The sequence below is a fragment of the Nocardioides sp. InS609-2 genome, from assembly GCF_023208195.1.
In the GTDB taxonomy this organism is placed as follows: Bacteria; Actinomycetota; Actinomycetes; order Propionibacteriales; family Nocardioidaceae; genus Nocardioides.
The window spans coordinates 1,109,553-1,134,324 of the sequence record NZ_CP060034.1 but is presented as its reverse complement, the minus strand read 5'-3'; the positions used below and the strand labels follow the sequence as shown (position 1 = coordinate 1,134,324).

Genomic DNA, 24,772 nt, shown 5'->3' with positions numbered 1-24,772 from the left:
TCATCGCGCTCCCGTCTCGTTGGACCGTGGACAGCAACAACCGCGAACGTGAGGGAGGTGGCCGATGCAACTCGGCAGGCACAAGCGAGACGTCGACGAGTTCGAGGCGTTCGTCGTGGCCAGCCAGACCTCCCTGCGCCGCACGGCGTACCTCATGTGCGGCGACTGGTCGGTGGCCTCCGACCACGGGCAGGAAGCGCTGATCAAGGTCTACCGGCACTGGCCGCGGCTGCGGCACCTCGACGCCGTCCAGGCCTATGCCCGCCGCACGGTCGTCAACACGGTGATCGACGCGCAGCGGCGTCGGTCGAGCACCGAGCTGCCCGTGGCCGAGGTGCTCGACATCGGCGGCCGTGCGGTGCGCGACCACTCTGGCGCCACCGCGGATCGCGACCTGCTGAACCAGTGCCTCGCCGAGCTGCCCGCCCGGCAGCGGGCGTGCGTCGTGCTCCGCTACTACGAGGACCTGCCGATCGCCGAGGTGGCCGACATCCTCGGCATCGGCGAAGGCACCGTGAAGTCCTCCACCTCGCGCGGCATCGCCGCGCTGCGGACCATCTGGGCCGACGCCTCCGGCGACGCGCTGAGCCTCTCGGGAAGGAGCGAGTGATGCCCGACCTCAAGGAGCTCTTCGACGACGCGGTCGCCCACGCCCCGGCCGAGACGCACTCGCCGGCCGACATCGTGCGCGCCGCCCGACGCGACCACACCCGGCGTACGACGGCAGTGATCGGCGGCCTGGTCGCAGCCGTGGTCGCGATCGCCGGCCTCGGCTACGGACTCTCCCGGGAGGTCAGCACCGCGCCGCCGACCCCCGGCCCGGCGTACCAGCCGCCGGCGGGCGCCTTGCCGCTTGCCGACGCACTGCCCGCCGAGCCGCGGGTCGACTACAACGACCAGCTCATGGTCACGTCCGACGACACGACGGTGCAGCGGTTCACCAGCCACACCAACGACGGTGGCGTCGTACTGATGAAGATCACCGACGGCAGCTACTCCTTCTCCGTGGTGGGCGGCAATGCTGACGTCGCCGAGCTGACGCCACCGCCGGGCCGGACCCCGGGAGCGACGATGATGCCGCTGACCGTCGACAGCAGCTGGGAAGTCTGGGGCGACCCGGCGGCGCGCGAGCTCGACCTGTCGGTGCGCGACGTCGCGAGTGGCGAGTGGTTCGACGTGACGGGCACCCTCGATGGCCTGCCGGCCGGGGCCACCGTCGACGACATCTACCTCATCCGCGCCAAGCTCTACGTGATCGCCTCCGACCTGTCGGCCCGGCGCGCGATGATCTATGCCGCCCGGCTGCGGCCGGGTGCCACCCTCGAGACGGACCTGCCCGGCGCGGCGATCGCGGTCGGCTCGGGCGGTGGCAAGGTCGCGTGGGTGCCGGTGGCGCGGCCCGACGCCGTCGAGGTGATCGACCACGACTTCGACGAGCCGGCGACGCTGCCGCTCGAGCTCGATCCGGGCTGCGAGGTGGCACCGCGCAACTCGCTGGCGACCAACAGCTATCTGATCGCCGCATGGGTGCAGTGCGACGGCGGCCGGGCCGCCGTGGTGCGGACCTTCCTCGGAGATGGCAAGTCACAGGCCACGGTCGCCGGGTGGGGAGTCGCGGGCATCGACCTGATGGAGGGCGCACTCGTGATCGATGCCAGCGACGGGGTCTACCTGCTGCGCCGCGGCGACCAGGCCCAGGACCGGCTGGTACGCCGCGACGGCATCACCGCCGTCGACGGGATCGACGCCTGGGCCGGTGCGTTCATCTGGAACGAGGCCCCTGACGGCACCGGACCGTCGAGGGTCGTCGCAGTTCCTTAGGGCGCCGGGACTGCCCGGACGCTGTTGTTGCGCGCATCGTGCGTCATCACGACCAGTCCGAGTGCTTCGAGCAACGGCGGGAGGTACATGCCGAAGCGGCCGCGGTAACCCTTGCGCAGGCCGTACCAGCCACCGATCGGGTTGTCGGCGGACCGCCCGAACGCCTCGACGGTGCCCTCGGCCGCCGGCTTTTTCTCGTCGGCCGCACCCAGCGGCACCCAGTCGTCCTGCTCGAGGAGCCAGCGGTGCAGGTCGTCGACGGCCCTCAGGTCGTACCGGAGCGTGGTCGACCCGACCTGGCAGATGAGCACCGGCGGCTCGGCCGCCTCGTCCTTGTACATCGAGTACTCGGAGCTACCGGGAGCCGTCTTCAGCAGCCAAGGCTCTGCTTCTGTGCCACTGCCTGCGTTCATGGCTGTCTCCTTCAGTCGAAGCGGATGACCTTCGGCGTCTCGGGCGCCCGGTGCGCGGTGTCGACCCAGGGCTCGGCGGCCCGGGTGGCCGGCCGTGCGGCCACGGTGACCAGGGCGGTAGCGGGGGCCAGGGCATAGTTGCTGCCTTGGTCGAACGACCAGGCGCTCACACAGTTGACCCCGGGCGTGAGTGGCTTGTAGCTGCTGGTGGTCTGCGCTGCCCCGACCGGCACGTCCCACAGGTCGGAGGTGAACAGCGTGGCGTCATTGCCCGGCACTGCCGTGCAGGCCCCCGGAGTCACGTGCACCTCGAATCCGGGAGCGCCGTAGTAGTAGGTGCCGAGCCAACCCGGCACCGGTGGCTCGGCGGCGCGGGTGATTGTGATGTTGAGGTTGCCGGACGGGTCGAACGCGGCGGTCATCGGGCCGCTGGCGGGGATCCGGTCGATCGCGTCGCACCACGGGTTGGCGGGCACGGCCTTTGGCTTGCCGCCGTACAGCTTCTGGAGGACCTTGAGGTCCTTCTGCTCCGGACCCCGGCACCACCAACGGCCGGGCTTCGCGAGCGTCGCCGGGTCACTCGCGATGCACTGGGTCGGCGCGACACCGTTGGTGTGCGAGGTGTTCATCACCGAGCAGCGCTTGTCGGTGTGAGTGAGACCGAGCACGTGGCCGAGCTCGTGGGTCACCACGAGGGTCTGGCCGGGCTGGGCGCAGCTCTGCCCGCCGGAGTCGTCACCGTGCAGGATGTTGACGAAGCCCTGGCGACCACCGAGGTAACCCAGCGTCGCGAGGCCGGTGCCGCAGCCGGCGGGGACGTGCTTGCTGTTGCGGATGACGATGTCGGCCTTCTTGCGGCCCTTGATCTTCTTGAAGTGCACGTTGACGCCCGACTTGTTCCACGCGGAGACGGCGGCCTTGACCGCGGCCTTGTCCTTGGTGGCGTCGAAGTAGCTGACGTTGCCGCGTGGCCACTTCCGCACCGCGGCCTCGGCGGGCATGGCGACGGCGATCATCGTGAGCATGACGGCGAGCGAGCCGATCAGCGCGGCGAGCCTGTGGAACCTGGACATCATTTCCCCTGGTGGTCGACGCGGCCCACCCTAGGAGAGAACGACCGGCGGTCGCCACCACAACTGGGCGTGTGACGGCGCCGAGGAGGGCGACGTACCTGTGCAGCCGGGTCATGTCGCCCCCGCTCCTCCTCGGCGCCCTGCCGGTCCTTTCGGCCCGGTCAACCTAGGACGGGGTGCTGCGTGTTGGCATCCCCGAAGTCGGTCAGGCTGCGGCGCATGAGTAGGAGTCCAGATGTCCGAGAAGCACCCGATCCGGTGCGGATCGGGTGCTTCTCAGTGCTCTGACCGACCGAGGTGCGATCAGCCGACGTGCACGCCCTCCGGCCCGTCGGTGGCGAGCTCCTCGTGCTTCACGTTGAGGAACAGCCACACGACGACCGAGCCGGCGAGCATCATGAACGTGCCCACGAAGAACGCGCTGGTGGCGCCGTCGGGGAACGCGCCGAGCCCGGCGACCTGCTGGACTACCTGGTCGACCGAGTCGACGCGGAACATGCCCGCCAGCCGGTCCATCAGACCCGGGTCCTGCTGAGCGGCCTGGTTGAGGCCCTCACCGATCGCCGGGGCGATGTCCTGTGCCCGGGTGGTCATGCTGCTGGTCGCGACAGTGCTGAGCGTCGCGAGACCGAGGGCGCCACCGACCTGCTGCATCGTGTTGAGGACACCCGAGCCGATGCCGGAGTCCTCGGAGCGCAGGTGGTGTACGGCGGTCAGAGTGAGCGGCACGAACACCGCGCCCATGCCGAAGGACATCAGGAGCACGAACGGCAGGATCTCGGTCCAGTAGTTGACCCCGGAGCCCAGCGCCTCACCGGAGCTCAGCGAGTTGAGCACGTCGGATGCGCCGTCGGGCACCGACAGCCGCGAGAAGCCGTACAGGGCGGCCGACGCCAGCAGGGTGCCGACACCGGCGATGTAGCGCGCGTCGATCCGGTTGATCAGGCTCGACACGATCGTCGCGCTGATCACGATGCCGAACGAGAACGGCAGGAACGAGACACCGGTCTTGAGCGGGCTGTAGCCCATGACGTTCTGCACGAACAGGCTCAGGAAGAAGAACATCGAGAACATGGCGGCCGGCATCAGCGCCATCGCCAGGAAGCTCGCGGCGCGGGTCTGGCTGGCGAAGATGCGGAACGGCAGCAGCGGGTGCTCGACGCGCGACTCGATGATGGCGAAGACCGCCAGGAGGGCGACGCCGACGGCAAGGCTGGCGACGGTCCAGGTGTCGCCCCAGCCGTACTGGGCGTCACCGGCCCGCGAGAGGCCGTAGACGATGCCGAGCAGGCCCAGGGTGCCGGTGATGGCGCCCGGGACGTCAAGCTCGCCGGGGTGCTTCTCAGACTCATTGAAGAAGCGCGGGGCGAGGAAGGCCGCGACCAGACCGATGGGTACGACGATCAGGAAGGTCAGCCGCCAACCGCTCATGCCGAGGGGCTGGTCGAGCCCGGTGAGCCAGCCACCGAGGATCAGGCCGACCGCCGCGCCGGCACCCGACATCGCGGCGTACACGGCGAAGGCGCGGTTGCGCTCCGGTCCGGCCGGGAAGGTCGTGGTGATCAGCGCCAGGGCAGCGGGGGAGGCGAGCGCAGCGCCGAGGCCCTGGAAGCCACGGGCGCCGAGCAGCATGAACTCGGACTGCGCCAGGCCACCCAGGAGCGAGGCGCTGACGAAGATCACGATGCCGACGGTGAAGACGAGTCGGCGGCCGTAGAGGTCACCGAGCCGGCCACCGAGCAGCAGCAGGCCACCGAAGGCGAGCGCGTAGCCGGTGACGATCCACTGCAGGTTGGCGGCACTGATGTCGAGATCGCGGCCGATGAAGGGCAGCGCGATGTTGGCGATGGTGCTGTCGAGCACCACCATCAGCTGGACCATCGAGATGATGACGAGCGCCCAACGGAGGCGGCGACGCTCGGTTGCGTCCACCTCGGGCGGCGACGCGGTGATGTCGGTCATGACAAGTCCTTCGGTGTTGAGGGATGTGCGGTCGGGTCAGCCGGTCGCGTTGCGGCCGGGAGGATCACGTGGTCGATGACGCGGGCGATGGCTTCCTCGTCGGGAGACTCCCCGAGCACGAAGAAGCGGTGCAGCAGGATGCCCGCGAGGGCGGGGGCGACGACCTCGAGGTCGACGTCGGGACACAGCTCGCCGCGCTCGGCGGCGCGGCGGTAGATCGCAGCGGTGGTGGCGATCTTCGGCCCGAGCACGTCGCGGCGGTAGGCCGCGGCGAACTCCGGGTCACGGACCATGGCGGTCAGCACGCTGGAGAAGGTGGCCATCTGCTGGGGGTCGGTCATGCCGCCCAGGCCGCAGAAGGACGCGATGAGGTCGCCGCGCAGGGTGCCCGTGTCGGGCGCCTCTGGCTGGGCCTTCTGTGCGGCCAGCGCCTCGGTGACGAGGTGCACCTTGCTGTTCCAGCGGCGGTAGAGCGTGGCCTTGGACGCCTTCGATGCGGTGGCGACGGCGTCCATGGTGAGGCGGTCGTAGCCGACGTCGGCGAGCACGGACAGGGTGGCGTCGAAGATCTCCTGCTCGCGGTCGCCCTCGACGCGCGGCCGGGCCGCTGCGCCGTCGGCGGCGGCGTGCGGCGGAGTCTGCGGGGTCATCCGGTCCTGCCTGCCTGTCGATTGGGTTGAAACGAAACCGTTTCGTTTCATCAACAGCGTAGGGATCGGGATTCATTCCCTCAAATCAATTTAATCGAAAGTTCTAGACCAGTAGCTCCAGGGAGCGCTCGCGGGCCAGGTCGTTCCACCGCGAGATGCGGCGCAGCATGTAGTGGCCGACCGGACCCATGTCCACGAACTCCGCGTCGGCCACCCGGGCTGCCCGAGCGACGAAGGCCCGCGTTGCCCGAGCGCTGGTGATGCGGTCCTGGCTGCCGTGAGCTGCCACGAGGCCGCGACCGGCCAGCGCCTCCACGGGTTCGCCGGGGTTGAACCACGGCGCCAGCGCGACCACGCCGCGCACCGCCGGGTCGTCGGCGACGTGGATCGAGGTGCGAGCGCCCATCGAGTGGCCCAGAAGCGTGATCGGCAGGTCGGCGTACTCCCGGCGCAGCTCGGCCAGGGCCCAGCGGGCGTCGGCGATCGGGCCGGCTCCACCGTTCCAGCCGCGGTGCCGGTAGCGGAGCAGGTGCAGGGCGACGCCGGCCTCCTCTACGGCCGGCGAGATGGCCCTGGCCATCGCGGCCGAGCGGCGCCACGAGGCACTGCGGTTGTCGACGATCTCGTCGCCGCGGTCCTTGCCCCCGTGCAGCATCAGGATCGCGCCGCGGGTCCGGGCAGGCCGCGCGTACGTCGTCAGCGAGGGAGCAGCACTCATGTGCGGGGTTGTCGTCTCCACGTGTGGTGTTCGGAGCGGTCAGCGTGCCAGATGGGCCGCCGGCGAAATGATGTCGGTGGGACCGGGCAGAATGCCGCCATGAGCGACGCCGTACCCGTTGCCGCGCCTCCCGAGGCCCGTGACCGCCACCAGCAGCTCTCCGAGGAGGTCGAGGACGCCCGCTGGCGCTACTACGTGCTCGACGACCCGACCCTCGACGACGCCGACTTCGATGTACGGCTCCGTGAGCTGGAGGCGCTCGAGGACGACTACCCCGAGCTGCGCACCCCCGACTCGCCGACTCAGAAAGTAGGCGGCGCGGTCTCGACCGACTTCACCGCCGTCGACCACCTCCAGCGCATGGAGTCGCTCGACAACGCGTTCTCGTACGACGAGCTGGCGTTGTGGCATGCCCGGCTGGTGCGCGACGGGGTGAGCGACCCGGCGCTGCTGTGCGAGCTCAAGGTCGACGGCCTGGCCATCAACCTGCTCTACGAACAGGGCCGCCTGGTGCGCGCGCTGACCCGCGGAGACGGCCGCACCGGCGAGGATGTCACCCCCAACGTGAAGACCATCGCGTCGGTGCCGCACCGGCTCACCGGGTCCGACGAGTTCCCGGTGCCGGCGCTGGTCGAGGTGCGCGGGGAGGTGTTCCTGCCCAGCGACGCCTTCGAGCGCCTCAATGCCTCGATGGCCGACACCGGCAAGCCGCTGTTCGCCAACCCGCGCAACGCCGCGGCCGGCTCGCTGCGCCAGAAGAACCCGAAGGTCACCGCCACCCGCGACCTCGGCATGGTCTGCCACGGCATCGGCGCCCGCGAGGGCTTCGAGCCGACCTCGCAGTCCACGGCGTACGACGCGCTGCGCACCTGGGGGCTGCCGGTCTCCGACCAAGTGCGGGTGGTGCCCACGCTCGACGACGTCCAGAAGTTCATCGAGAACGCCGGCGACAACCGGCACACCATCGTCGGTTACGAGATCGACGGCGTCGTCGTCAAGGTCGACCAGGTCTCCCTGCAGCGCCAGCTCGGGTCGACCAGTCGGGCGCCGCGGTGGGCGATCGCGTTCAAGTACCCGCCCGAGGAGGTCAACACCCTCCTGATCTCGATCGAGGTCAACACCGGCCGCACCGGTCGGGTGACGCCGTTCGGGGTGATGCAGCCGACCAAGGTGGCCGGCTCGACCGTCGAGCGGGCGACGCTCCACAACGCCCACGAGGTCAAGCGCAAGGACGTCCGGCCCGGCGACACCGTGGTGCTGCGCAAGGCGGGCGACGTGATCCCCGAGATCGTCGGGCCGGTGCTCGGCCTGCGGCCCAAGGGCCTCAAGCCCTGGCGGATGCCGACGAAGTGCCCGTCGTGCAAGACCGCGCTGGTGCAGCAGAAGGAGGGCGACAAGGACCTCCGCTGCCCCAACCACCGCGAGTGCCCGGCCCAGCTCCTCGACCGGGTCTTCCACGTGGCCGGCCGCGGCGCCTTCGACATCGAGGGCCTCGGGTCCGAGGCAGCACACGCGCTGCTCACGGCGGGAGTGATGACCGACGAGGGCGACATCTTCGACCTCACCGCGGACAAGCTGCTGACCACCGACCTGTTCACCCGGGCCGCCAAGAAGACCGAGGAAGGTGACCGGGTCCTCTCGGCCAACGGCCAGCGCCTCCTGGACAACCTCGACAAGGCCAAGACGGTGGCGCTGTGGCGGGTCGTCGTGGCCCTCTCTATCCGGCACGTCGGCCCGACGGCGGCACGGGCGCTCGCCGCCCGGTTCGGCTCGATGCAGGCCGTCGTCGACGCCTCCGAGCAAGAGCTCGCCGATGCCGAGGGCGTCGGGCCGACCATCGCGTCGGCGGTGCGCGAGTGGTTCGACGGCGAGCAGTCCGACTGGCACCGCGCCATCGTCGAGAAGTGGCGAGCGGCCGGCGTCACGATGGAGGACGAGCGCGACGAGTCGGTGACCCGCACGCTCGAAGGCCTCACCATCGTCGCCACCGGCTCGCTGCAGGACTTCACCCGCGACTCGGTGAAGGAGGCGATCATCAGCCGCGGTGGCAAGGCCTCGGGCTCGGTGTCGAGGAAGACCGACTACGTCGTGGTCGGCGAGAACGCCGGGTCCAAGGCCGAGAAGGCCGAGAAGCTCGGCGTACTCGTCCTCGACGAGGCCGGCTTCAAGGTGCTGCTGGAGCACGGGCCGTCAGGGCTGTGAGGGCTGGCGCGGGCGCAGCTGGTCCTCGAGGTAGACCGTGCGTGAGATGGCCAGGCCGGAGACCAGGAGCGGCACCGTCAACGCTGCCAGCGCGAGCAGTGGCACGGTCCAGCCGTCGCTGAGGTCGTGGAGCACCCCCACCAGGAACGGTCCGACTGCGGCGATCAGGTAGCCGACCGACTGGGTGAAGCCCGAGAGCGCCGCCGTGCCCGGCGCCGTACGGGCTCGCAGGCCGATCAGGGTCAGGACGAGCGGGAAGGTCGCCGTGCCCAGACCGACCAGCACGGCCCACACCAGGGCGCCCTCGGCCGGCGCGACGGCGAGACCGAGGTAGCCGACCACGTAGCAGCCGAAGAAGCCGACCACGAGCCATGTCACGTGGCGGAGCCGGCCGGCGAGGGCAGGGACGACGAACGACGTCGGGATGCTGACCGCGGTCGTCACGCCGAGCAGCAGGCCGGCCGTGCCGCTTGAGAAACCGGCATCGTGGTAGATGTCGGCGAACCAGCCGAAGATCGAGTACGCCTGCACCGACTGGAGCCCGAAGAAGAGCGCCATCATCCAGCCGAGTCGGGTGCGGGCCACATCTGCCAACCGGATCGGCGTCGCCGGTTCTTCCTCCTCCTCGGGGGCGCGGTCCTCGCGCACCAGCGCCACCCACGGCAGCACGGCGACCGCTGCGGTCAGCGACCACACCATCAGGCCGCTGCGCCATCCGTCGAGGGCTGCGCCGACCGGGACGGTCAGCACAGATGCCGAGGTCAGGCCGACCGCCAGTGAGGTCGTGTAGGCGGCGGTCATCGTGCCGACGCGGCCCGGGAAGTGCTGCTTGATCAGGGAGGGGATCAGCACGTTGGCCGTCGCCATCCCCGCCAGCGCCAGCAGCGACAGGGCCAGGAACGCGACGACGCCGTCGACCCGGCTGCGGCTGAAGAGCCCGACCACGACGCACAGCAGCGCCACGAGGGTGAGCCGGTGCGGCCCGAGCCAGCGGGCGAGCCGGGGGGCGAGTCCTCCGAACACCGCGAAGGCGATGATGGGGAGCGAGGTGAGCACCCCGGCCTCCGAGCCCGACATCCCCAGGCCGTGACGGATGTCGTCGAGCACCGGACCGATGCTGACGGCGGCCGGCCGGAGGTTGAAGGCCAGGGCCACGATCCCGAGCGTCAGCAGGGCGTTCCGGGTGCGGGGACTCACTGGCCGAAGGCTGCCACAGCGCGTTCGAGCCAGTGCATCGGGGCAGGGGGGCGTCAGCACCTGTCGCACGTCCAGCTGACACGGACCGTTCAACGGCATGAGTGGGGGTCGCAGACGCGCGAATCGCGGCATGTCAGGACGTTCGATCGCTCTTCGTTGCAGCTGAGATCACTGCTTGTACTGCGTGGGATGGGGGCACGCAGCCTCTGCTCTTGTGTCAGGCCTCACCGTTCTGCAGGATCCGGCTGGGCTGCATCTCATGCCGTGGCTATCGCGGTCATTGGGCCCGCGCAGGGACTCGGATCATCGGGATTGGTGGCTGGATCCATCAAGGCCCCGGCTGCGCCAGACCGTTCTCGTAGCACCACACCACCACTTGGACTCGGTCACGCAAAGCGAGCTTGCGCAAGACTTCCGCCACGTGGCTCTTTACTGTCTCGACTGCGAGCACGAGGGACTCCGCGATCTCCGCGTTGGACCACCCTCGGCCCAGCAGGTAGAGGATCTCGCGTTCGCGCGCTGTCAGGCCTCGACTCATCAAGGGGTCCACGGTGGGCTCTCGGCGCACGCCGAAGTCCTCGACCAGTCGCCGGGTCACTCCGGGACCCAGCAGCATTGAGCCCTCCCCAACCATTCGTACCGCTTCCACGAGGCGTGGTCCGGTCACGTCCTTGAGGAGGAACCCGCTGGCGCCGGCGCGAAGGGCATCGAAGACGTACTCGTCGAGATCGAAGGTCGTCAGGATCAGGACTCGAGTGGGGTGTCTGGCTGCGATCAATCTGGTCGCCTCGATGCCGTCCATCACCGGCATCCGGACGTCGACGAGTGCCACGTCGGGCTGTTCGGCCGCGACCAACGCCAGCAGCTCCGCACCGTCTCCGGCGGTGCCGACGACATCGAGACCGGGCTGCGCGTCGAGCAGGGCGGCGAACCCCGCGCAGATGATCGGCTGGTCATCGGCGACCACGACCCTCATTGAGGGTCCTCCTGCTCGTGATGCCTTGGACGGGATACCGCCGGGAGACGGGCCTCGACCACGAAGTCACCGTCGCGGAGTTCGATCTCGAGGTGCCCTCCGGCGGCGTCCACCCGCTCGGCCATGCCAGCCAGTCCTCGGCCGCGCTCGAGTCCGGCGTCGCGAGGGGCACGGTTGCTCACCAACACTCTGATGCCGCCGGCGCCGTCACCGTGCGCTGTCACGTCCACGGCTGCCCCGGGAGCGTGCCGACGCGCATTGGTGAGCGCCTCCTGAACGACCCGGTAGGCCACATATCCCGGTGTTGGCTGAACGGCTTCCAGCCCCTGCAGCGAACCCGAGACGACGTCCGTGGCCGCCTGCGCATCAAGCACCAGGCGCCCAATGCTCACGGCGGTCGGTTGGGGCGCGAGCTGGGAATCCCCGTCGGAGCGCCGCAGGATTCCGAGCACGCCACGCAGCTCATCGAGTGCCTTACGCGCCTCGTCGGCGATCTCGGCAAGCACGTCACGGGCCTCAGCTGACAGGTCGGGATAGGTGTAGGGCGCAGTCTCAGCCCGAACCGCGATCAACGAGACATGGTGGGCGACCACGTCGTGCAGGTCACGGGCCAGCCTTGCGCGCTCACCCAACACAGCGGCATTGCTGGCCACCTCACGGCGGCCACGGACCAGCTCAAAGAGATCGCGTTCTCGCGCGGCTTCTCGCCGCAGGAGGATCGTGAGCAGCATGACCAGGACCGTCGCGACCACATAAAAGACGCCGGTGAGGATCAGCCCCGATGTGCCTGCCCCCTGAAGCCCAAGCTCGACCGACCCACCAGGAGTCATCATCCGGCCCCGATTCGCGATCACCGCGATCGGCTGCGCCACGGCTACCGCTGCTACGAACCGGGCCACTCGCGGGCGCCTCCAGGAGGCGCACACCGCGACAGACATGAACGCGGCATAGGCCGTCCACGGCCAGGCAAACCCAATTGCCAACCCCATGATCAGGCGAGGCAACACCAGCAGGACTCCGAGCAGCACCGAGCGCAAAGCCGCAAGAGGGGCGCCGACAAGAAGGATGCTCCCCAAGACCGCCCATACTGGCCGCACGTTGGACTCCACGATGAACCCGTTGCCCGACGTCGGCGTGTAAGTGATGTCCCACGGGGTCTGACTCTCCAGCACCACAAGCAACGCTGTAGCGACCAGAGCGGTCAGCGCGAAGACTTGTGGCGCGCCGGCCCATCGACGGACATGGGCAAGTACGACTCTCATGTCTGCAGCCTCCAGGGTCATGAAGACGCCTACCACCCTCTCGCGGGCCAACTCGCTCCCTCGCACGGGGGTGGCACACAAGGTCGCAGGCCTGAGGGGTCCGGGCTGCCTCGACTTCGGCTTACTCCTTTGGCCGTCGGAGGCGATCAGCTGTGGGATGTCGAGGCCATGGCTTCAGTTTCATGTCTCGATGCTGAGAACCGCTTCAGCCCGAGGGCGCACGCGGCAAGTGGGCCAATCCGAATCCCGGTTGAGCGGATGCCGCACAAGCGCGGATCGCGGCTACTAGCCAAGTTGCCCCTTCCGGGGCGCCCGTTCCCGGGCGAAAATGTTCTCGTGTCGTCCGGTGACGCCGTGTCTCTATGCTCCGTTGAGGGCGTCTACTAGCCGGGCGCGGGGATCACGCTCTGGGCCCTTCATTGTTGCCGCCTCTGCGGGCGAGCACGAGGACTAGTGGTCCGGATTTGAAGTCTTCATCCGGTTGGCTTTGGTGAGGATCTCGTCGGCGGTCTTGGTCCAGACGAAGGGGTGGGAGCGTTCGTTCCAGCAGTCGATGTAGGTGCGGATCTTGGTGTTGAGGTCCTTGACCGAGGTGAACACGCCGCGGCGGATGGCTTGGCGTTCGATGAGGGAGAACCAGACCTCGACGAGGTTCATCCAGGAGGCGTGGGTCGGGGTGAAGTGGATCTTGAAGCGCGGGTTCTCGATGAGCCAGTTCTTCACGTTGGCGTGTTTGTGGGCGGCGTAGTTGTCCATCACCAGGTGCAGATCGACGGGCTGGCCGGTCTCGTCGACGACGTCGCGGTAGGCGCGTTCGACCTGCTTGAGGAACGCGAGGAACTCTTGGTTGCGGTGCCGCGGCTTGAGAGCGGCGGTGACCTTCCCGGTGGCGATCTCCAGCGCGGCGAACAAGGTGGTGGTGCCGTGGCGGACGTAGTCGTGAGAGCGGCGTTCGACGAGCCCGGGTTGCATCGGAAGGACCGGCATGGTGCGGTCCAGTGCCTGGATCTGGGACTTCTCGTCCACGCACAGCACGATCGCGTTCTCTGGCGGGTTCAGGTACAGCCCGACGATGTCGATGACCTTGGCCTCGAGTTCGGGATCGGTGGAGAACCGGAACGACTCCGAGCGCCACGGCTTGACCCCGTAGGAACGCCAAGCCTCCGCGACGGTGTAGGCGCTGACCTTCAACCGAGCCGCCAACAGCCGCGTGGACCAGTGCGTCACGCCGAGCTTCTTCGGCGGGGGCTTCAGTGTCTCGGCCACGATTTTGCGATGGTCGATCGTGCGCGGACGGCCCGGACGCTGCCGGTCGAGGAGCCCGGCCATGCCCTTGCCCTGGTAGCGGCCCCGCCACTGCAGCACCTTCTGACGGCCGCACCCGACGAGCTCGCAGATCTGGTCGTTCGGCACCCCGTCGGCTGCCAGCAACACGATCCGAGCCCGTTGAGCCGCACCAGCCGAGACCGTCGAGGAGCGAGTCAGTCGCTCGAGCTTGTCCCGGTCACCATCACGCAGCACCAGGGCCGGAGCAGGTCGATTCGCCATGCGCCCATGATTTCACTTCATCAACCCGATGACTATTTCCCACGCGGACCACTAGATTCTGCTTCTTTCTGTGGTCTCCCCGGACGGTCACGTGGTTCAACGTCGAGAACTCGTGGAGGTGGGAGATGAGAACCAATGCTGGCTGAGTCGGTCGACGAGGAACAGATCATCGAGCGGGTGGCCGCCGTGGACATCGGCAAAGCAGAGCTGGTCTGCTGTGTCCGGGTCCCCGGGACAGGCGGTGCGAAGAGACGTCTGCAGGAGGTCTCGACTCACTCGACGATGACCCGGTCGTTGACCGAGTTGGCCAATCACCTGGTCGATCTCGGCATCGAACGGGTGGTGATGGAGGCGACCTCGGACTATTGGAAGCCGGTGTTCTACCTGCTCGAGGCTCATGGCCTGCAGCCGTGGCTGGTCAACGCCGGCGACGTCCGCCACCTACCGGGGCGACCCAAGACCGACGTGCTCGATGCGGTCTGGTTGTGCAAGGTCGCGGAGCGCCAGATGCTGCGGCCCAGCTTCGTGCCGCCGCGGCCGATCCGCCAGCTGCGCGACTTCACTCGCTACCGGATCGACCTGGTCGGAGCAAGGACCGCGGAGAAGAATCGGGTCGAGAAGTTGTTGGAGGACGCCTGCATCAAGCTCTCGGTGGTGGCCTCGGACATCTTCGGTGTCTCTGGGCGACAGATGATGGCAGCGATGATCGCTGGCGAACGTGATCCGAAGGTCCTGGCGAACATGGCGCGGACTCGGATGCGCGCCAAGATCCCCCAACTGCAGGAGGCGTTCACGGGTCACTTCGATGACCATCACCGGTTCCTGCTGGCTCAGATGCTGGCCCGCATCGACGGGATCGACGCCGACATCGCCGTGCTGGACGCACAGATCGAGTCGCTCCTGGCCCCGTTCGCCCGAGACGCCGTACGCCTTGACGAGATCCCCGATATCGGACCTATCGCGGCCGCGATCATCATCGCCGAGATCGGCGTGGACATGACCCGGTTCCCCACGGCCGGGCACCTGTGCTCGTGGGCGAAGTTCTCACCGGGGTTCAAGTCCTCCGCGGGCAAGAGCAAGGGCAACGGGTCCACCGGACACGGCAACCGGTACCTGGCACGGGTTCTCGGGGAGGCCGCGGTCATCGCCGGCCGCAGCGACACGTTCCTCGGAGAGCGTTACCGCAGGATCGCGCGACGCCGGGGCAAGAAGAAGGCGATCGTCGCGGTCGGCCGCTCCATCCTCGTCGTTATCTGGCACCTACTCGCTGACCCCGACGCCGGCTTCAACGACCTCGGAGCCGACCACTTCGTACGAAACGTCAACACCGAGACCAAGAAGCGCAACCACATCCGACAGCTCGAAGCCCTCGGCTACCGAGTCACCCTCGAATCCGCAGCCTGACCTGCACAGACCTGATTCCCGGCTCCGCCGGGAGCTGCCACCTGCCCACTCACCCTTCATTTTCGGACTAGGAGACTTCCGGCAGGATCGGTGTCTGGCCAGACTTCGATCTAGGTGATCGGCGGGACGCTCTCAATCGCGGCTGCCCACCCGGGTTTTGGGGTGTGGCTCACTTTCGGTCTGCGACCCGCTGGTCACCGTGACGAGGCGTGGCTCAAGAGGGGACTGCCCAGCTCGTAGTAGCAATGCCCACCTCGCCGTCTCTATCGGAACGAGTGACAGACGAGGTGAGCAGGATGAGCGCAACGAAGGGCGTGATCATCGGGGTCGATCCCCACAAGATGTCGGCCACGATCGAGGTCGTCGATACCAACGAACAGCTCCTCGGTACCGGCCGGTTCCCGAGCGACAAGGCCGGCTATGCCGCGATGCAGCGTTATGTGAGGCAGTGGCAACGCCGCACGTGGGCGGTCGAGGGAGCCAACGGCGCCGGCCGTCCGTTGGCTCAGCGCCTGGTCGAGAACGGCGAGCTTGTTGTTGATGTGCCGGCGAAGCTCGCAGCGCGGGTGCGGCTCTTCGACACTGGCCACAACCGCAAGACCGACGCCCTCGATGCGCACTCGATCGCGGTAGTCGCCGTGCGCACCCCGGGGCTGCGCACCGTGGCCGCCGATGGTGAGCTCGAGGCGTTGCGGATGCTCACCGACCGCCGCGACGAGCTTGCCCACCAACGGGTCCAGACCGTGAACCGGTTGCAGCGACTGTTGAGCGAACTGCTGCCTGGCCAGCGCAAACGTGACCTGTCCGCCGCGCAGGCCAAGGCGATGCTGGCCACTGTCCGTCCCCGTGACATCGCTGGGAAGACGCGTCGGCGGATGGCGGCCGAGGAGATCGCAGACCTGGTCGCGGTCGACGCGAAGCTGAAGAAGATGAAGGCTGAGCTGAAGGCAGCGGTCACCGCACGCGGGTCGTCACTGATGGACATACACGGGGTCGGGCCCGCGGTTGCCGCACGCACCCTGGCCGACGTCGGTGACGTGGCCAGGTTCGCCGACCGAAACAGGTTCGCGTCCTGGACCGGGACCGCACCGCTCGATGCGTCCTCGGGCGAGCAAAACAGGCACCGGCTCTCCCGAGCCGGGAACCGGCGGATGAACCACATGCTCCACGTCGCGGCGATCGTGCAGATCCGCCACGACACCGAAGGCCGCGCCTACTACCGGCGCAAGCTCGCCGCGGGCAAGACCCCGATGGAAGCGTTGCGGTGCCTGAAACGACGCCTGTCCGACGTCGTCTACCGCCAACTCGTTGCCGACAACGCCGCCGCCGCAACGGCTAAGGGTGCGGATCCGGGAGGGCACAGCGGGGCGACTCAAGAATCCAGCGCGGCCGACCTACCCCCGCGAATCGACACTTCGGATAAGCCACTTCCCGGACCCGCACAACCGACGCTACGCCGCCCACCAGCCGGTCGGAAGACCCTCACTCGAACAGCGCCTTGACACAGAGGGGAGCCAGATCCGGGCGAGCGTAGCCGCCCACAACGCGGCATGTCAGTGCGTTGACGATGCTCCGTGGTCATCGCCATGGAGCAACCGCGCAAGCTCCTGCTTTGCAGCCTGCTTCAGGTCAGCGTCCAGCCTTCCCCAGCTGCCACTCCACTCGTCGTCGAGGCCGATGAACAACCCGAGGTCGAACTCTGGATCGGTCTCGCCCAGGTGCGCCAGGGTTGTGACCGCCCACCGGGTGTCTTGCGTCTGCCGCCAGGCGCTTCCGACCCAGTCGACAGCGATCCCCTGCACGGTGCCAGTGTCGCTGGGAACATCGACGTTCGCCTCCGAGACGGAATCAGCGAGTAGTTGCTCCAGCGCCCAAGCATCGCGCCGGTCGTAGCCCGCGAGCACACGCACCGACTCGGTGTCCACAAGGTCGGATGCAAGCCAACGCGCAGCGAGGTCTGGGAGTTCGTCAGACCGCACAAGCAGCAATCGGTGCAACACCGTCGTCTCAGCAAGGTCGGGCAACACTGCCCCATCAGAGCGCACGGCACCAGGGTGTCAGGCGCCGGGAACCCGTGCACCCAAACACACTCGTCTCGGCATGAGAGGTCGTCAGCTCCTCAGGGGCCTCACTGATCAGGAGGTGGTGACACCCCCAGGGCGAGGCGAACGGACAAGTCGCGCCTCACGGTGAGACGCCAGGCGCGTCCGGATGGCAAGGGCGGCTCGCGGCACGACTCGGACCCCGCCGGTCGGATCGACGGGGTGTGGGGCGATGTGGTCAACCGGGCTCGGTGCCGGACGGGTCGCGCAGGTAGGTGTTGCCGCGGGGGCTGGTCCAGGTGTACTTCGCTAGGCCGGTGCGTTCGTAGCGCCAGGCGCTGTGGGTCTTGAGCCAGTGATGTCGTCGACACAATGCGGCAAGGTTCGCCGTCGAGGTCTCGCAGCCGTCCTGCCACGGGACGATGTGGTCGAGGTCGCAGGACCTCGCTGGTCTGGTGCACCAGGGGAACACACAGGTCCGGTCGCGGAGGATGACCTGCTCGCGCAGCCGCGCCGAGGGTTGGTATCCGTCGCACACGATGGGTTCGTTGAGGTCGATGACCGGCCTCACGACCACCTGGGTCTGGGACTGGCCGCACCAGCGTTCGATCTGGTCGAGGGTGGCGAGGTTGCCGCGCTCGAGCCGGGCGACCGGATCTCCGCCGCGCATGTGCACGTGAAGGACGACCTGCCGCGCTGCTGAACCTTGGTTTCGAGACGGTTGCTGCGCAACCTCCTCACCCAACGGGAGGGCGAGCTGGGACCGGGCCAGCTCTCCGACCGCGGACGCTCGCCGGGCATCGAGGGACTCCTCGGACCCGAGGCTCTTCAACGTCTGCGCTCCTTGGGTGACGGCGGCCCCGAAGTCGAGAGCATCGGCCAGGTCGAGCTCCGCGGTGACCCGCATGGTGCCCGCAAACGAGACGTGCTCCTCATCGATCGTCACGCGCCGCCCGTCGGCAGCCTGTCGGGCGGCCTCGGTGGCGCGGGCGGGGTCGAACCGTGCGATCGCGGCATCGACCAACCGGTCCACCGCACTGACCGAGGTGCGGCGTGCGAATGGGGCGAGCTGCGCGTCGACGTACGACGCGGCTTCTCGGCACAGGCCGGCGTGGATGGTGGTCTCGGCGACCCGGCGTGCCCGCCAGGCCGGCAGGTCACCGGACTGGACACGGCGCCACAACCGCGGGAGTCGGTGTCGGAGCTCGAGGGCCTGACCGATCAGGTGCTTCGCAGACACCGTCGAGATGCCCAAGACCGCACCGACCCTTCGAGACGGGCCTAGCGGCCCTCCTCAGGACAGCGCCTCGGCGATGCAGAACTCCGCCACCAACGGCGCACCCGGACCAGCGACCGGCTCCTCATGCTCGGAGCCACCCGGGATCAGGAACGCCGCCGCATCCGAGGCCGACGAAGCCGGGTGCAGGTCAGCCCACTGGCACGCGGCGACCAGCAGCTCCGCCTCCGCCCGATCGGCCGTGACACGCGATGAGCGCGCGAACGCCAGCACCGCGGATGCGGTGTCGGGGAGCTCGCTCGTCGTGATCGCCATACAAGAAGCCAACCAGGGACCGCCGACATTTCCGGGCCACGATTCGGGGCCTGTGGAAGACGAGCAGCGCAGCCTCAATCGCCCAGCGCCTCGACCACGAGCTCGGCGACGGCAGCCTGCTCCGCGGCGAACGGGTGATAGGCCAGTGCCTTCTCGAAGGTGGTCTGGGAGCCGTTGATCCACGGGTCGTCGGCGCAGATGTCGCGGCCGGCGGTGGCCTTCCAGACATCGATGTACGTCGCGTCCGCACGGCGGGCGGCCGCCTCGACCGTGGTGACGAGCCGCCGGTTGACCGTTCGCGCGTATTCCACGTCGCCCTCGGCGAACGGCAGGGCGGCGCAGCGGCCGTCGGCCGGCACGATCTGCGGGTAGCCGACGACCAGCACCTGCGCGTCGGGCGCGCGGCGACGGATCTCGCGCACTGCGCGGGCGACGTGGTCACGGATCTGGGGGAGTACGTCGAGGTAGACGTCGCCCACGCCCGGCTGCTGCGCGGCTTCGCGGCACGGGCTGCCCTTCGGGTCCTGGTCGCGGAGGGCGGTGCAGTAGCCCATCAGGTTGCCGAAGAGGTCGAAGTCGTTGCCGCCGATGCCGAGGGTCACGACGTCGGTGTCGGCGTTGACGGCGTCGAGCTGGGGCGGCACCACCGACGACCCGGTGTCCTGGGGCTGGGTGAGGTGGCTGCTGTCGGCCTGGCTGCAGCTCTGGTCGACGAGCTCGGTGCCGGGCCTCGCCGCCGCGACCAGAGAGGGGTAGTTGCTCTCCGAGCGGACGCACCCGCCGGCCAGTGACATCTTCGGGACGAGCGGGGCCGCGGTGTAGCTGTCACCCAGCGCGACGTACTGCTCAGACACGAGCGGAACGTCGGGCAGGTCCGGCACGTTCATGGCCACCGGAGCGGCCACCGCGACGACACCGATCGCCGCCACGGCAGCGGCGATCACCAGGGGTCGGACCAGCGCGGACATGCGTTTCACGCTCTCATGCTGCCGGGTCATAGGATCGCGCGCATGCCTGAAATCTCCCGGGACGAGGTCGCGCACCTCGCCAACCTGGCCCGGATCGACCTGTCCGACGCCGAGCTCGACCACCTCGCACCGCAGCTGTCGGTGATCCTCGAGTCGGTCAACTCCATCAACGAGGTGGCCAGCGCAGACGTCCCGCCGACCTCCCACGCGCTGCCCCTGACCAACGTCTTCCGCGACGACGTGGTGACTCCGAGCCTGACCGCCCAGGAGGCCCTGTCGGGCGCGCCGGCCTCCGAGCAGCAGCGCTTCAGCGTGCCGCGCATCCTGGACGAGGAAGCCTGATGACCGAGACCCGCAGCACCGCCGCCCACATGGCCCAGGCCCTTGCCGAGGGCACCGTCACCTCCGTGCAGCTCACCGAGGCCCACCTCGACCGCATCGACGCCGTCGACGGCGCCGTACACGCGTTCCTTCACGTCGACCGCGAGGGCGCTCTGGCCCAGGCCTCAGCCTCCGACGAGCGCCGTGCGGCCGGCAACGCCGCCAGCACCCTCGACGGCGTGCCGATCGCCGTCAAGGACGTGATGGCCACCCGCGGGCTGCCCACGACGTGCGGCTCGAAGATCCTCGAGGGCTGGATCCCGCCGTACGACGCGACCGTGGTCGCCCGGCTGCGCGCCGCCGGCCTGCCGATCCTCGGCAAGACCAACATGGACGAGTTCGCGATGGGCTCCTCCACCGAGCACTCGGCGTACGGCGCCACGCACAACCCGTGGGACCTCGACCGCATCCCCGGCGGCTCGGGCGGCGGGTCCGCTGCGGCCGTGGCCGCCTTCGAGGCCCCGCTGGCCATCGGCACCGACACCGGCGGCTCGATCCGCCAGCCCGGCGCCGTGACCGGCACCGTCGGCGTGAAGCCGACCTACGGCGGCGTCTCGCGCTACGGCCTCGTCGCGCTCGCCAACTCGCTCGACCAGGCGGGCCCCGTGACCCGCACCGTCATGGACGCCGCGCTGCTCCACGAGATCATCGGCGGCCATGACCCGCTCGACTCCACCAGCATCGACCAACCGATGCCATCGCTCGTCGAGGCGGCCCGCCAGGGCGCGACCGGTGACCTCGCCGGCGTGCGCATCGGTGTGGTGAAGGAGCTGGGCGGCGAGGGCTACCAAGACGGCGTGCTCGCCCGGTTCCAGGAGTCCGTCGACGTGATGGTCGCGGCCGGCGCCGAGGTCGTGGAGGTGTCGTGCCCGCACTTCGTGCACGCGCTCGCGACGTACTACCTGATCCTGCCGGCGGAGGCGTCGAGCAACCTCGCGAAGTTCGACGCGATGCGTTACGGCCTGCGCGTGCTGCCCGAGGGCAACCCTTCGGCCGAGGAGGTCATGCGGGCCAGCCGCGACGCCGGCTTCGGCGACGAGGTGAAACGCCGGATCATCCTGGGCACCTACGCCCTGTCGAGCGGCTACTACGACGCCTACTACGGCCAGGCCCAGAAGGTGCGCACCCTCATCTCGCGCGACTTCGACGCCGCCTTCGAGAAGGCCGACGTGCTCATCTCGCCCACGGCGCCCACGACGGCGTTCAAGCTGGGGGAGAAGATCGACGACCCGCTGGCGATGTACCTCAACGACCTCGCCACCATCCCCGCCAACCTCTCCGGCGTGCCGGGCATCTCGGTGCCCAACGGCCTCGCCGCCGAGGACAACCTGCCGTCGGGCCTGCAGATCCTGGCCCCGGCACTCGCCGACGACCGGGTCTACCGGGTCGGCGCAGCCGTCGAGACGCTGCTCGAGAAGCAGTGGGGCGGCCCGCTGCTCGACCAGGCGCCCACCCTCGAAGGAGCCACCCGATGAGTGACGCACTGCTGACGTTCGAGGAGTCGCTCGAGAAGTTCGACCCCGCCATGGGCCTCGAGGTCCACGTCGAGCTGAACACCAACTCGAAGATGTTCTGCGGCTGCCCGACCGGGTTCGGCGCCGAGCCCAACACGCAGACCTGCCCGACCTGCCTCGGCCTCCCCGGCGCGATGCCGGTCGTCAACCGGGTCGCGGTCGAGTCGGCGATGCGCATCGGCCTCGCGCTCAACTGCGAGATCGCCGAGTGGTGCCGGTTCGCGCGGAAGAACTACTTCTACCCGGACATGCCGAAGAACTTCCAGACCTCCCAGTACGACGAGCCGATCGCCTTCGAGGGTTTCACCGAAGTGGAGGTGGACGGCGAGACCTACCGGATCGAGATCGAGCGCGCCCACATGGAGGAGGACACCGGCAAGTCGCTGCACGTCGGTGGCGCCACGGGCCGCATCCACGGCGCCGACTACTCGCTGGTCGACTACAACCGAGCCGGCATCCCCCTCATCGAGATCGTCACCAAGCCGATCATGGGTGCGCGCGAGAAGGCCCCGGCCGTGGCCCGCGCCTATGTCTCGCAGCTGCGTGACCTGATCGTCGCGCTCGGCGTTTCGGATGCCCGGATGGACCAGGGCTCGATCCGCGCCGACGTGAACCTGTCGCTGGCGCCGGTCGGCACCGGCTCGCTCGGGACCCGCACCGAGACCAAGAACGTCAACTCGCTGCGCAGCGTCGAGCGGGCGGTCCGCTACGAGATGCAGCGGCACGCCGCGATCCTCGACGGCGGCGGGTCGATCCTCCAGGAGACGCGTCACTGGCACGAGGACACCGGGGTGACCACCAGCGGTCGCGAGAAGTCCGACGCCGAGGACTACCGCTACTTCCCCGAGCCCGACCTGGTGCCGGTCGCGCCAAGTCGCGAGTGGGTCGAGCAGCTGCGCTCCGAGCTGCCCGAGCCGCCGCAGGACAGGCGGGCCCGCCTGCAGTCCGACTGGGGCTTCACCGATCTCGAGATGCGCGACACCGTCGGCGCCGGTGCGCTCCTGCTCGTCGAGGAGACCATCGCCGCCGGCGCCAGCCCGCAGACGGCCCGCAAGTGGTGGCTCTCCGAACTGGCCCGGCGGGCCAACGACACCGGTGTCGACCTGGCCGATCTCGGTGTCTCCCCGACCGACGTGGCCGGCGTACAGAAGCTCGTCGACGCAGGCTCGATCAACGACAAGCTGGCGCGGCAGGTCTTCGAGGGCCTGTACGCCGGCGAGGGCACGCCCGAGGAGATCGTGGCCGCCCGTGGGCTGGCCATCGTGTCCGACGACGGTGCCCTCGGCACGGCCGTCGACAACGCGATCGCCGCCAACCCCGACGTCGCCGACAAGATCCGCGACGGCAAGGTGGCGGCTGCCGGAGCGCTCATCGGCGCGGTGATGAAGGAGATGCGCGGGCAGGCCGACGCCGGCCGCGTGCGTGAGCTCATCCTCGAGAAGCTGACCTGATCCTGCCGGTCCGTCCCACGCCCCGACCGCGGTCGGACGTGGGGTGGACTAGAGGTAGTCTGCGGCGTCAGACAACATCAAACTTCGTTCGCGGAGGGAAGCCGGTCGAAACCCGGCGCTGACCCGCAACCGTAGGCCCGGACCGGCCATCAAATGGCTGGTCCTGGCGAGCCGGACCATCCCCGTGAGCGTCCCGAACATCGCTGTCGTGGAACAACGGCGGGTTCGCCCCGAATTTCGCCGGGGCAGCCCGCGAGCAGCGGGAAGGAACATCATGGCGCACACCCTGCGCACCGCCGGAGTCCTCGTGGCCTCGGCGGCACTCACTCTCACCACCCTGACGGGCACCCCCGCCCAGGCAGCCCCCAAGGCCGCTCCCGGGAAGCTCGACGGCTCGGCCGCCACGCTGGCGTCCAACTGGATCAAGGCCCAGCTCAAGGACGGCCTCGTCGTCGGCGAGTTCGGTCCCGACTACGGGCTGAGCATCGACGTCGCGCTCGGCCTCGACGAGACCGGCAACGACTCGGCGGTGAAGACCATCAGCGGCGCAGTCGGCTCGAAGATCCAGTCCTACATCTCCGGCGGCACCGACGACCCCGACAGCACCTACGCCGGCGCAACGGCCAAGGCCGCCACGCTCGCGCGCGTCGCCGGCGGCAACCCGACGTCGTACGGCGGGGTCAACCTGGTCACCCGCCTCGAGGGCCGGGTGGCCACCGCCGCACCGGTCACCGGTCGCATCTCCGACAAGTCCAAGTACGGCGACTTCGCCAACGTCGTCGGCCAGTCGTTCGCTGCCCGGGCGCTCACCGAGGCCAAGTCGGCCCGCGCGGCCGACGCGGTGAAGTTCCTCCTCGCGCAGCAGTGCGCGGGTGGCTGGTTCCGGCTGAACTTCAGTAAGAGCCTGACCGGCGCGCAGGGCTGTGTCGACGGGGCGGCCGACAGCGCCGCCGACCTCGACGCCACCTCGCTGGCCGTCGTCAACCTGGCCGCGTCGGGTGACAACTCGCCCGAGGTCAAGGCCGCGCTGGACAAGGCCGGCACGTGGCTGGCCGCGCAGCAGGCCGCCAGCGGCGCCTTCGGCACGGTCGGTGCCACCGGCAAGGCCAACACCAACAGCACCGGCCTGGCCGGCTGGGCACTGGGCTCGTTGAACAACAAGGACGCCGCTGCCAGTGCGGCCGTCTGGGTGCGCAAGCGTCAGCCGATCGACAAGAGCCGCTGCCGCAGCGCCCTCTCGAAGAGCCTCGGTGCCGTCGCGTACGACGACTCGGCGGTCAAGGCGGCCCGCACGGCCGGCATCACCGACGAGACCACCGACCAGTGGCGCCGGGCGACCGCCCAGGCCCTGCCGGTCCTGCAGTGGGCGCCCGCGTCGACCGACAAGCTGTCGGTCAGGGGCAATACCGCGCGTGCCGCAGCCGGCACGAAGGTGCGCTTCAAGACCTTCGGCCTGTCCGGTGGCGAGCGCGCCTGCATCTCCGTCAAGGGCGACTTCAAGCGGATCGTCGGCAAGGCGAGCGGGGCCAAGGTCGCGGCCAAGCTGACGATGCCCACCGGCAACGCCAAGCGCACGGTGAAGGTCAAGACGGCCGACTCCGTCGCCAAGACGAACGTCCTCGTCCGCAACTGACACTC

Annotated in this window: 22 protein-coding genes and 1 riboswitch; of the genes, 9 read left to right on the top strand and 13 right to left on the bottom strand. The window is 69.1% G+C overall.

Going from position 1 to position 24,772, the window contains the following annotated elements:
- Positions 1–64 precede the first annotated feature (64 nt).
- Entirely contained in the window at positions 65–610 is a 546-nt protein-coding gene (locus H4Q84_RS05940; protein WP_248582481.1) for a SigE family RNA polymerase sigma factor, read from the top strand.
- A complete protein-coding gene (locus H4Q84_RS05935; RefSeq protein WP_248582480.1) occupies positions 610–1,821 on the top strand; it encodes a hypothetical protein in 1,212 nt (403 codons plus the stop codon). The genes H4Q84_RS05940 and H4Q84_RS05935 overlap by 1 nt, the downstream gene beginning before the upstream one ends.
- Here the strand turns inward: H4Q84_RS05935 and H4Q84_RS05930 are convergent.
- From H4Q84_RS05930 to H4Q84_RS05910, 5 genes are all read right to left on the bottom strand, one after another.
- Entirely contained in the window at positions 1,818–2,234 is a 417-nt protein-coding gene (locus H4Q84_RS05930; protein ID WP_248582479.1) for a DUF6855 family protein, read from the bottom strand. The genes H4Q84_RS05935 and H4Q84_RS05930 overlap by 4 nt on opposite strands.
- 11 nt (positions 2,235–2,245) lie before the next feature.
- Positions 2,246–3,307 (bottom strand): M57 family metalloprotease, encoded by a 1,062-nt coding sequence (locus H4Q84_RS05925; RefSeq protein ID WP_248582478.1) that lies wholly within the window; start codon positions 3,305–3,307, stop codon positions 2,246–2,248.
- A 303-nt stretch (positions 3,308–3,610) separates the two neighbouring features.
- Entirely contained in the window at positions 3,611–5,269 is a 1,659-nt protein-coding gene (locus H4Q84_RS05920) for an MFS transporter (protein ID WP_248582477.1), read from the bottom strand.
- On the bottom strand, positions 5,266–5,919 hold the full coding sequence (locus H4Q84_RS05915) for a TetR/AcrR family transcriptional regulator (protein WP_248582476.1): 654 nt from the start codon (positions 5,917–5,919) through the stop codon (positions 5,266–5,268). Before H4Q84_RS05915 ends, H4Q84_RS05920 begins: the two co-directional genes overlap by 4 nt.
- A gap of 103 nt (positions 5,920–6,022) precedes the next feature.
- A complete protein-coding gene (locus H4Q84_RS05910; protein WP_248582475.1) occupies positions 6,023–6,637 on the bottom strand; it encodes an alpha/beta fold hydrolase in 615 nt (204 codons plus the stop codon).
- Positions 6,638–6,736: 99 nt separating this feature from the next.
- Between H4Q84_RS05910 and ligA the strand changes: the two genes are divergently transcribed.
- Positions 6,737–8,839 carry an NAD-dependent DNA ligase LigA gene (gene ligA / locus H4Q84_RS05905; protein WP_248582474.1) on the top strand — a complete coding sequence of 701 codons (2,103 nt, stop codon included), beginning with the start codon at positions 6,737–6,739 and terminating at the stop codon, positions 8,837–8,839.
- On the opposite strand, the gene H4Q84_RS05900 is transcribed toward ligA, so the two are convergent.
- From H4Q84_RS05900 to H4Q84_RS05885, 4 genes are all read right to left on the bottom strand, one after another.
- On the bottom strand, positions 8,828–10,036 hold the full coding sequence (locus H4Q84_RS05900; protein WP_248582473.1) for an MFS transporter: 1,209 nt from the start codon (positions 10,034–10,036) through the stop codon (positions 8,828–8,830). The two genes, ligA and H4Q84_RS05900, sit on opposite strands and share 12 nt — an antisense overlap.
- Positions 10,037–10,364: 328 nt before the next feature.
- Positions 10,365–11,012 (bottom strand): response regulator transcription factor, encoded by a 648-nt coding sequence (locus H4Q84_RS05895; RefSeq protein WP_248582472.1) that lies wholly within the window; start codon positions 11,010–11,012, stop codon positions 10,365–10,367.
- Positions 11,009–12,295 (bottom strand): histidine kinase, encoded by a 1,287-nt coding sequence (locus H4Q84_RS05890; protein ID WP_248582471.1) that lies wholly within the window; start codon positions 12,293–12,295, stop codon positions 11,009–11,011. Before H4Q84_RS05890 ends, H4Q84_RS05895 begins: the two co-directional genes overlap by 4 nt.
- Before the next feature lie 429 nt (positions 12,296–12,724).
- Positions 12,725–13,822, bottom strand: a complete 1,098-nt coding sequence (locus H4Q84_RS05885; RefSeq protein WP_248582470.1) for an IS630 family transposase — start codon at positions 13,820–13,822, stop codon at positions 12,725–12,727.
- A gap of 135 nt (positions 13,823–13,957) precedes the next feature.
- Here H4Q84_RS05885 and H4Q84_RS05880 point away from each other — a divergent pair, with 135 nt between their 5' ends.
- A complete protein-coding gene (locus H4Q84_RS05880; RefSeq protein WP_248582469.1) occupies positions 13,958–15,226 on the top strand; it encodes an IS110 family transposase in 1,269 nt (422 codons plus the stop codon).
- Positions 15,227–15,471: 245 nt separating this feature from the next.
- A complete protein-coding gene (locus H4Q84_RS05875; RefSeq protein ID WP_248582468.1) occupies positions 15,472–16,728 on the top strand; it encodes an IS110 family transposase in 1,257 nt (418 codons plus the stop codon).
- 51 nt (positions 16,729–16,779) lie between these two features.
- Here H4Q84_RS05875 and H4Q84_RS05870 read toward each other — a convergent pair whose 3' ends face one another.
- The 4 genes from H4Q84_RS05870 to H4Q84_RS05855 all read right to left on the bottom strand — a co-directional run bounded on the left by H4Q84_RS05870 (position 16,780) and on the right by H4Q84_RS05855 (position 19,788).
- A complete protein-coding gene (locus H4Q84_RS05870) occupies positions 16,780–17,151 on the bottom strand; it encodes a hypothetical protein (RefSeq protein ID WP_248582467.1) in 372 nt (123 codons plus the stop codon).
- A gap of 355 nt (positions 17,152–17,506) precedes the next feature.
- A complete protein-coding gene (locus tag H4Q84_RS05865) occupies positions 17,507–18,508 on the bottom strand; it encodes an HNH endonuclease signature motif containing protein (RefSeq protein ID WP_248582466.1) in 1,002 nt (333 codons plus the stop codon).
- 54 nt (positions 18,509–18,562) lie between these two features.
- A complete protein-coding gene (locus tag H4Q84_RS05860; protein ID WP_248582465.1) occupies positions 18,563–18,820 on the bottom strand; it encodes a hypothetical protein in 258 nt (85 codons plus the stop codon).
- A 74-nt stretch (positions 18,821–18,894) separates the two neighbouring features.
- Positions 18,895–19,788: an SGNH/GDSL hydrolase family protein gene (locus tag H4Q84_RS05855; RefSeq protein ID WP_248583619.1), complete on the bottom strand. Its 894-nt coding sequence runs from the start codon at positions 19,786–19,788 to the stop codon at positions 18,895–18,897.
- Between the two features lie 42 nt (positions 19,789–19,830).
- Here H4Q84_RS05855 and gatC point away from each other — a divergent pair, with 42 nt between their 5' ends.
- From gatC to H4Q84_RS05835, 4 genes are all read left to right on the top strand, one after another.
- Complete coding sequence (gene gatC / locus H4Q84_RS05850) at positions 19,831–20,130, top strand: Asp-tRNA(Asn)/Glu-tRNA(Gln) amidotransferase subunit GatC (RefSeq protein WP_248582464.1); 300 nt, start codon at positions 19,831–19,833, stop codon at positions 20,128–20,130.
- Positions 20,130–21,644 (top strand): Asp-tRNA(Asn)/Glu-tRNA(Gln) amidotransferase subunit GatA, encoded by a 1,515-nt coding sequence (gene gatA / locus H4Q84_RS05845; protein ID WP_248582463.1) that lies wholly within the window; start codon positions 20,130–20,132, stop codon positions 21,642–21,644. Before gatC ends, gatA begins: the two co-directional genes overlap by 1 nt.
- Complete coding sequence (gatB, locus tag H4Q84_RS05840) at positions 21,641–23,134, top strand: Asp-tRNA(Asn)/Glu-tRNA(Gln) amidotransferase subunit GatB (protein WP_248582462.1); 1,494 nt, start codon at positions 21,641–21,643, stop codon at positions 23,132–23,134. Before gatA ends, gatB begins: the two co-directional genes overlap by 4 nt.
- A gap of 95 nt (positions 23,135–23,229) precedes the next feature.
- Positions 23,230–23,312: riboswitch (cobalamin riboswitch) on the top strand.
- Positions 23,313–23,408: 96 nt separating this feature from the next.
- Positions 23,409–24,767 (top strand): hypothetical protein, encoded by a 1,359-nt coding sequence (locus H4Q84_RS05835; protein ID WP_248582461.1) that lies wholly within the window; start codon positions 23,409–23,411, stop codon positions 24,765–24,767.
- The last annotated feature ends 5 nt before the right edge of the window (positions 24,768–24,772 follow it).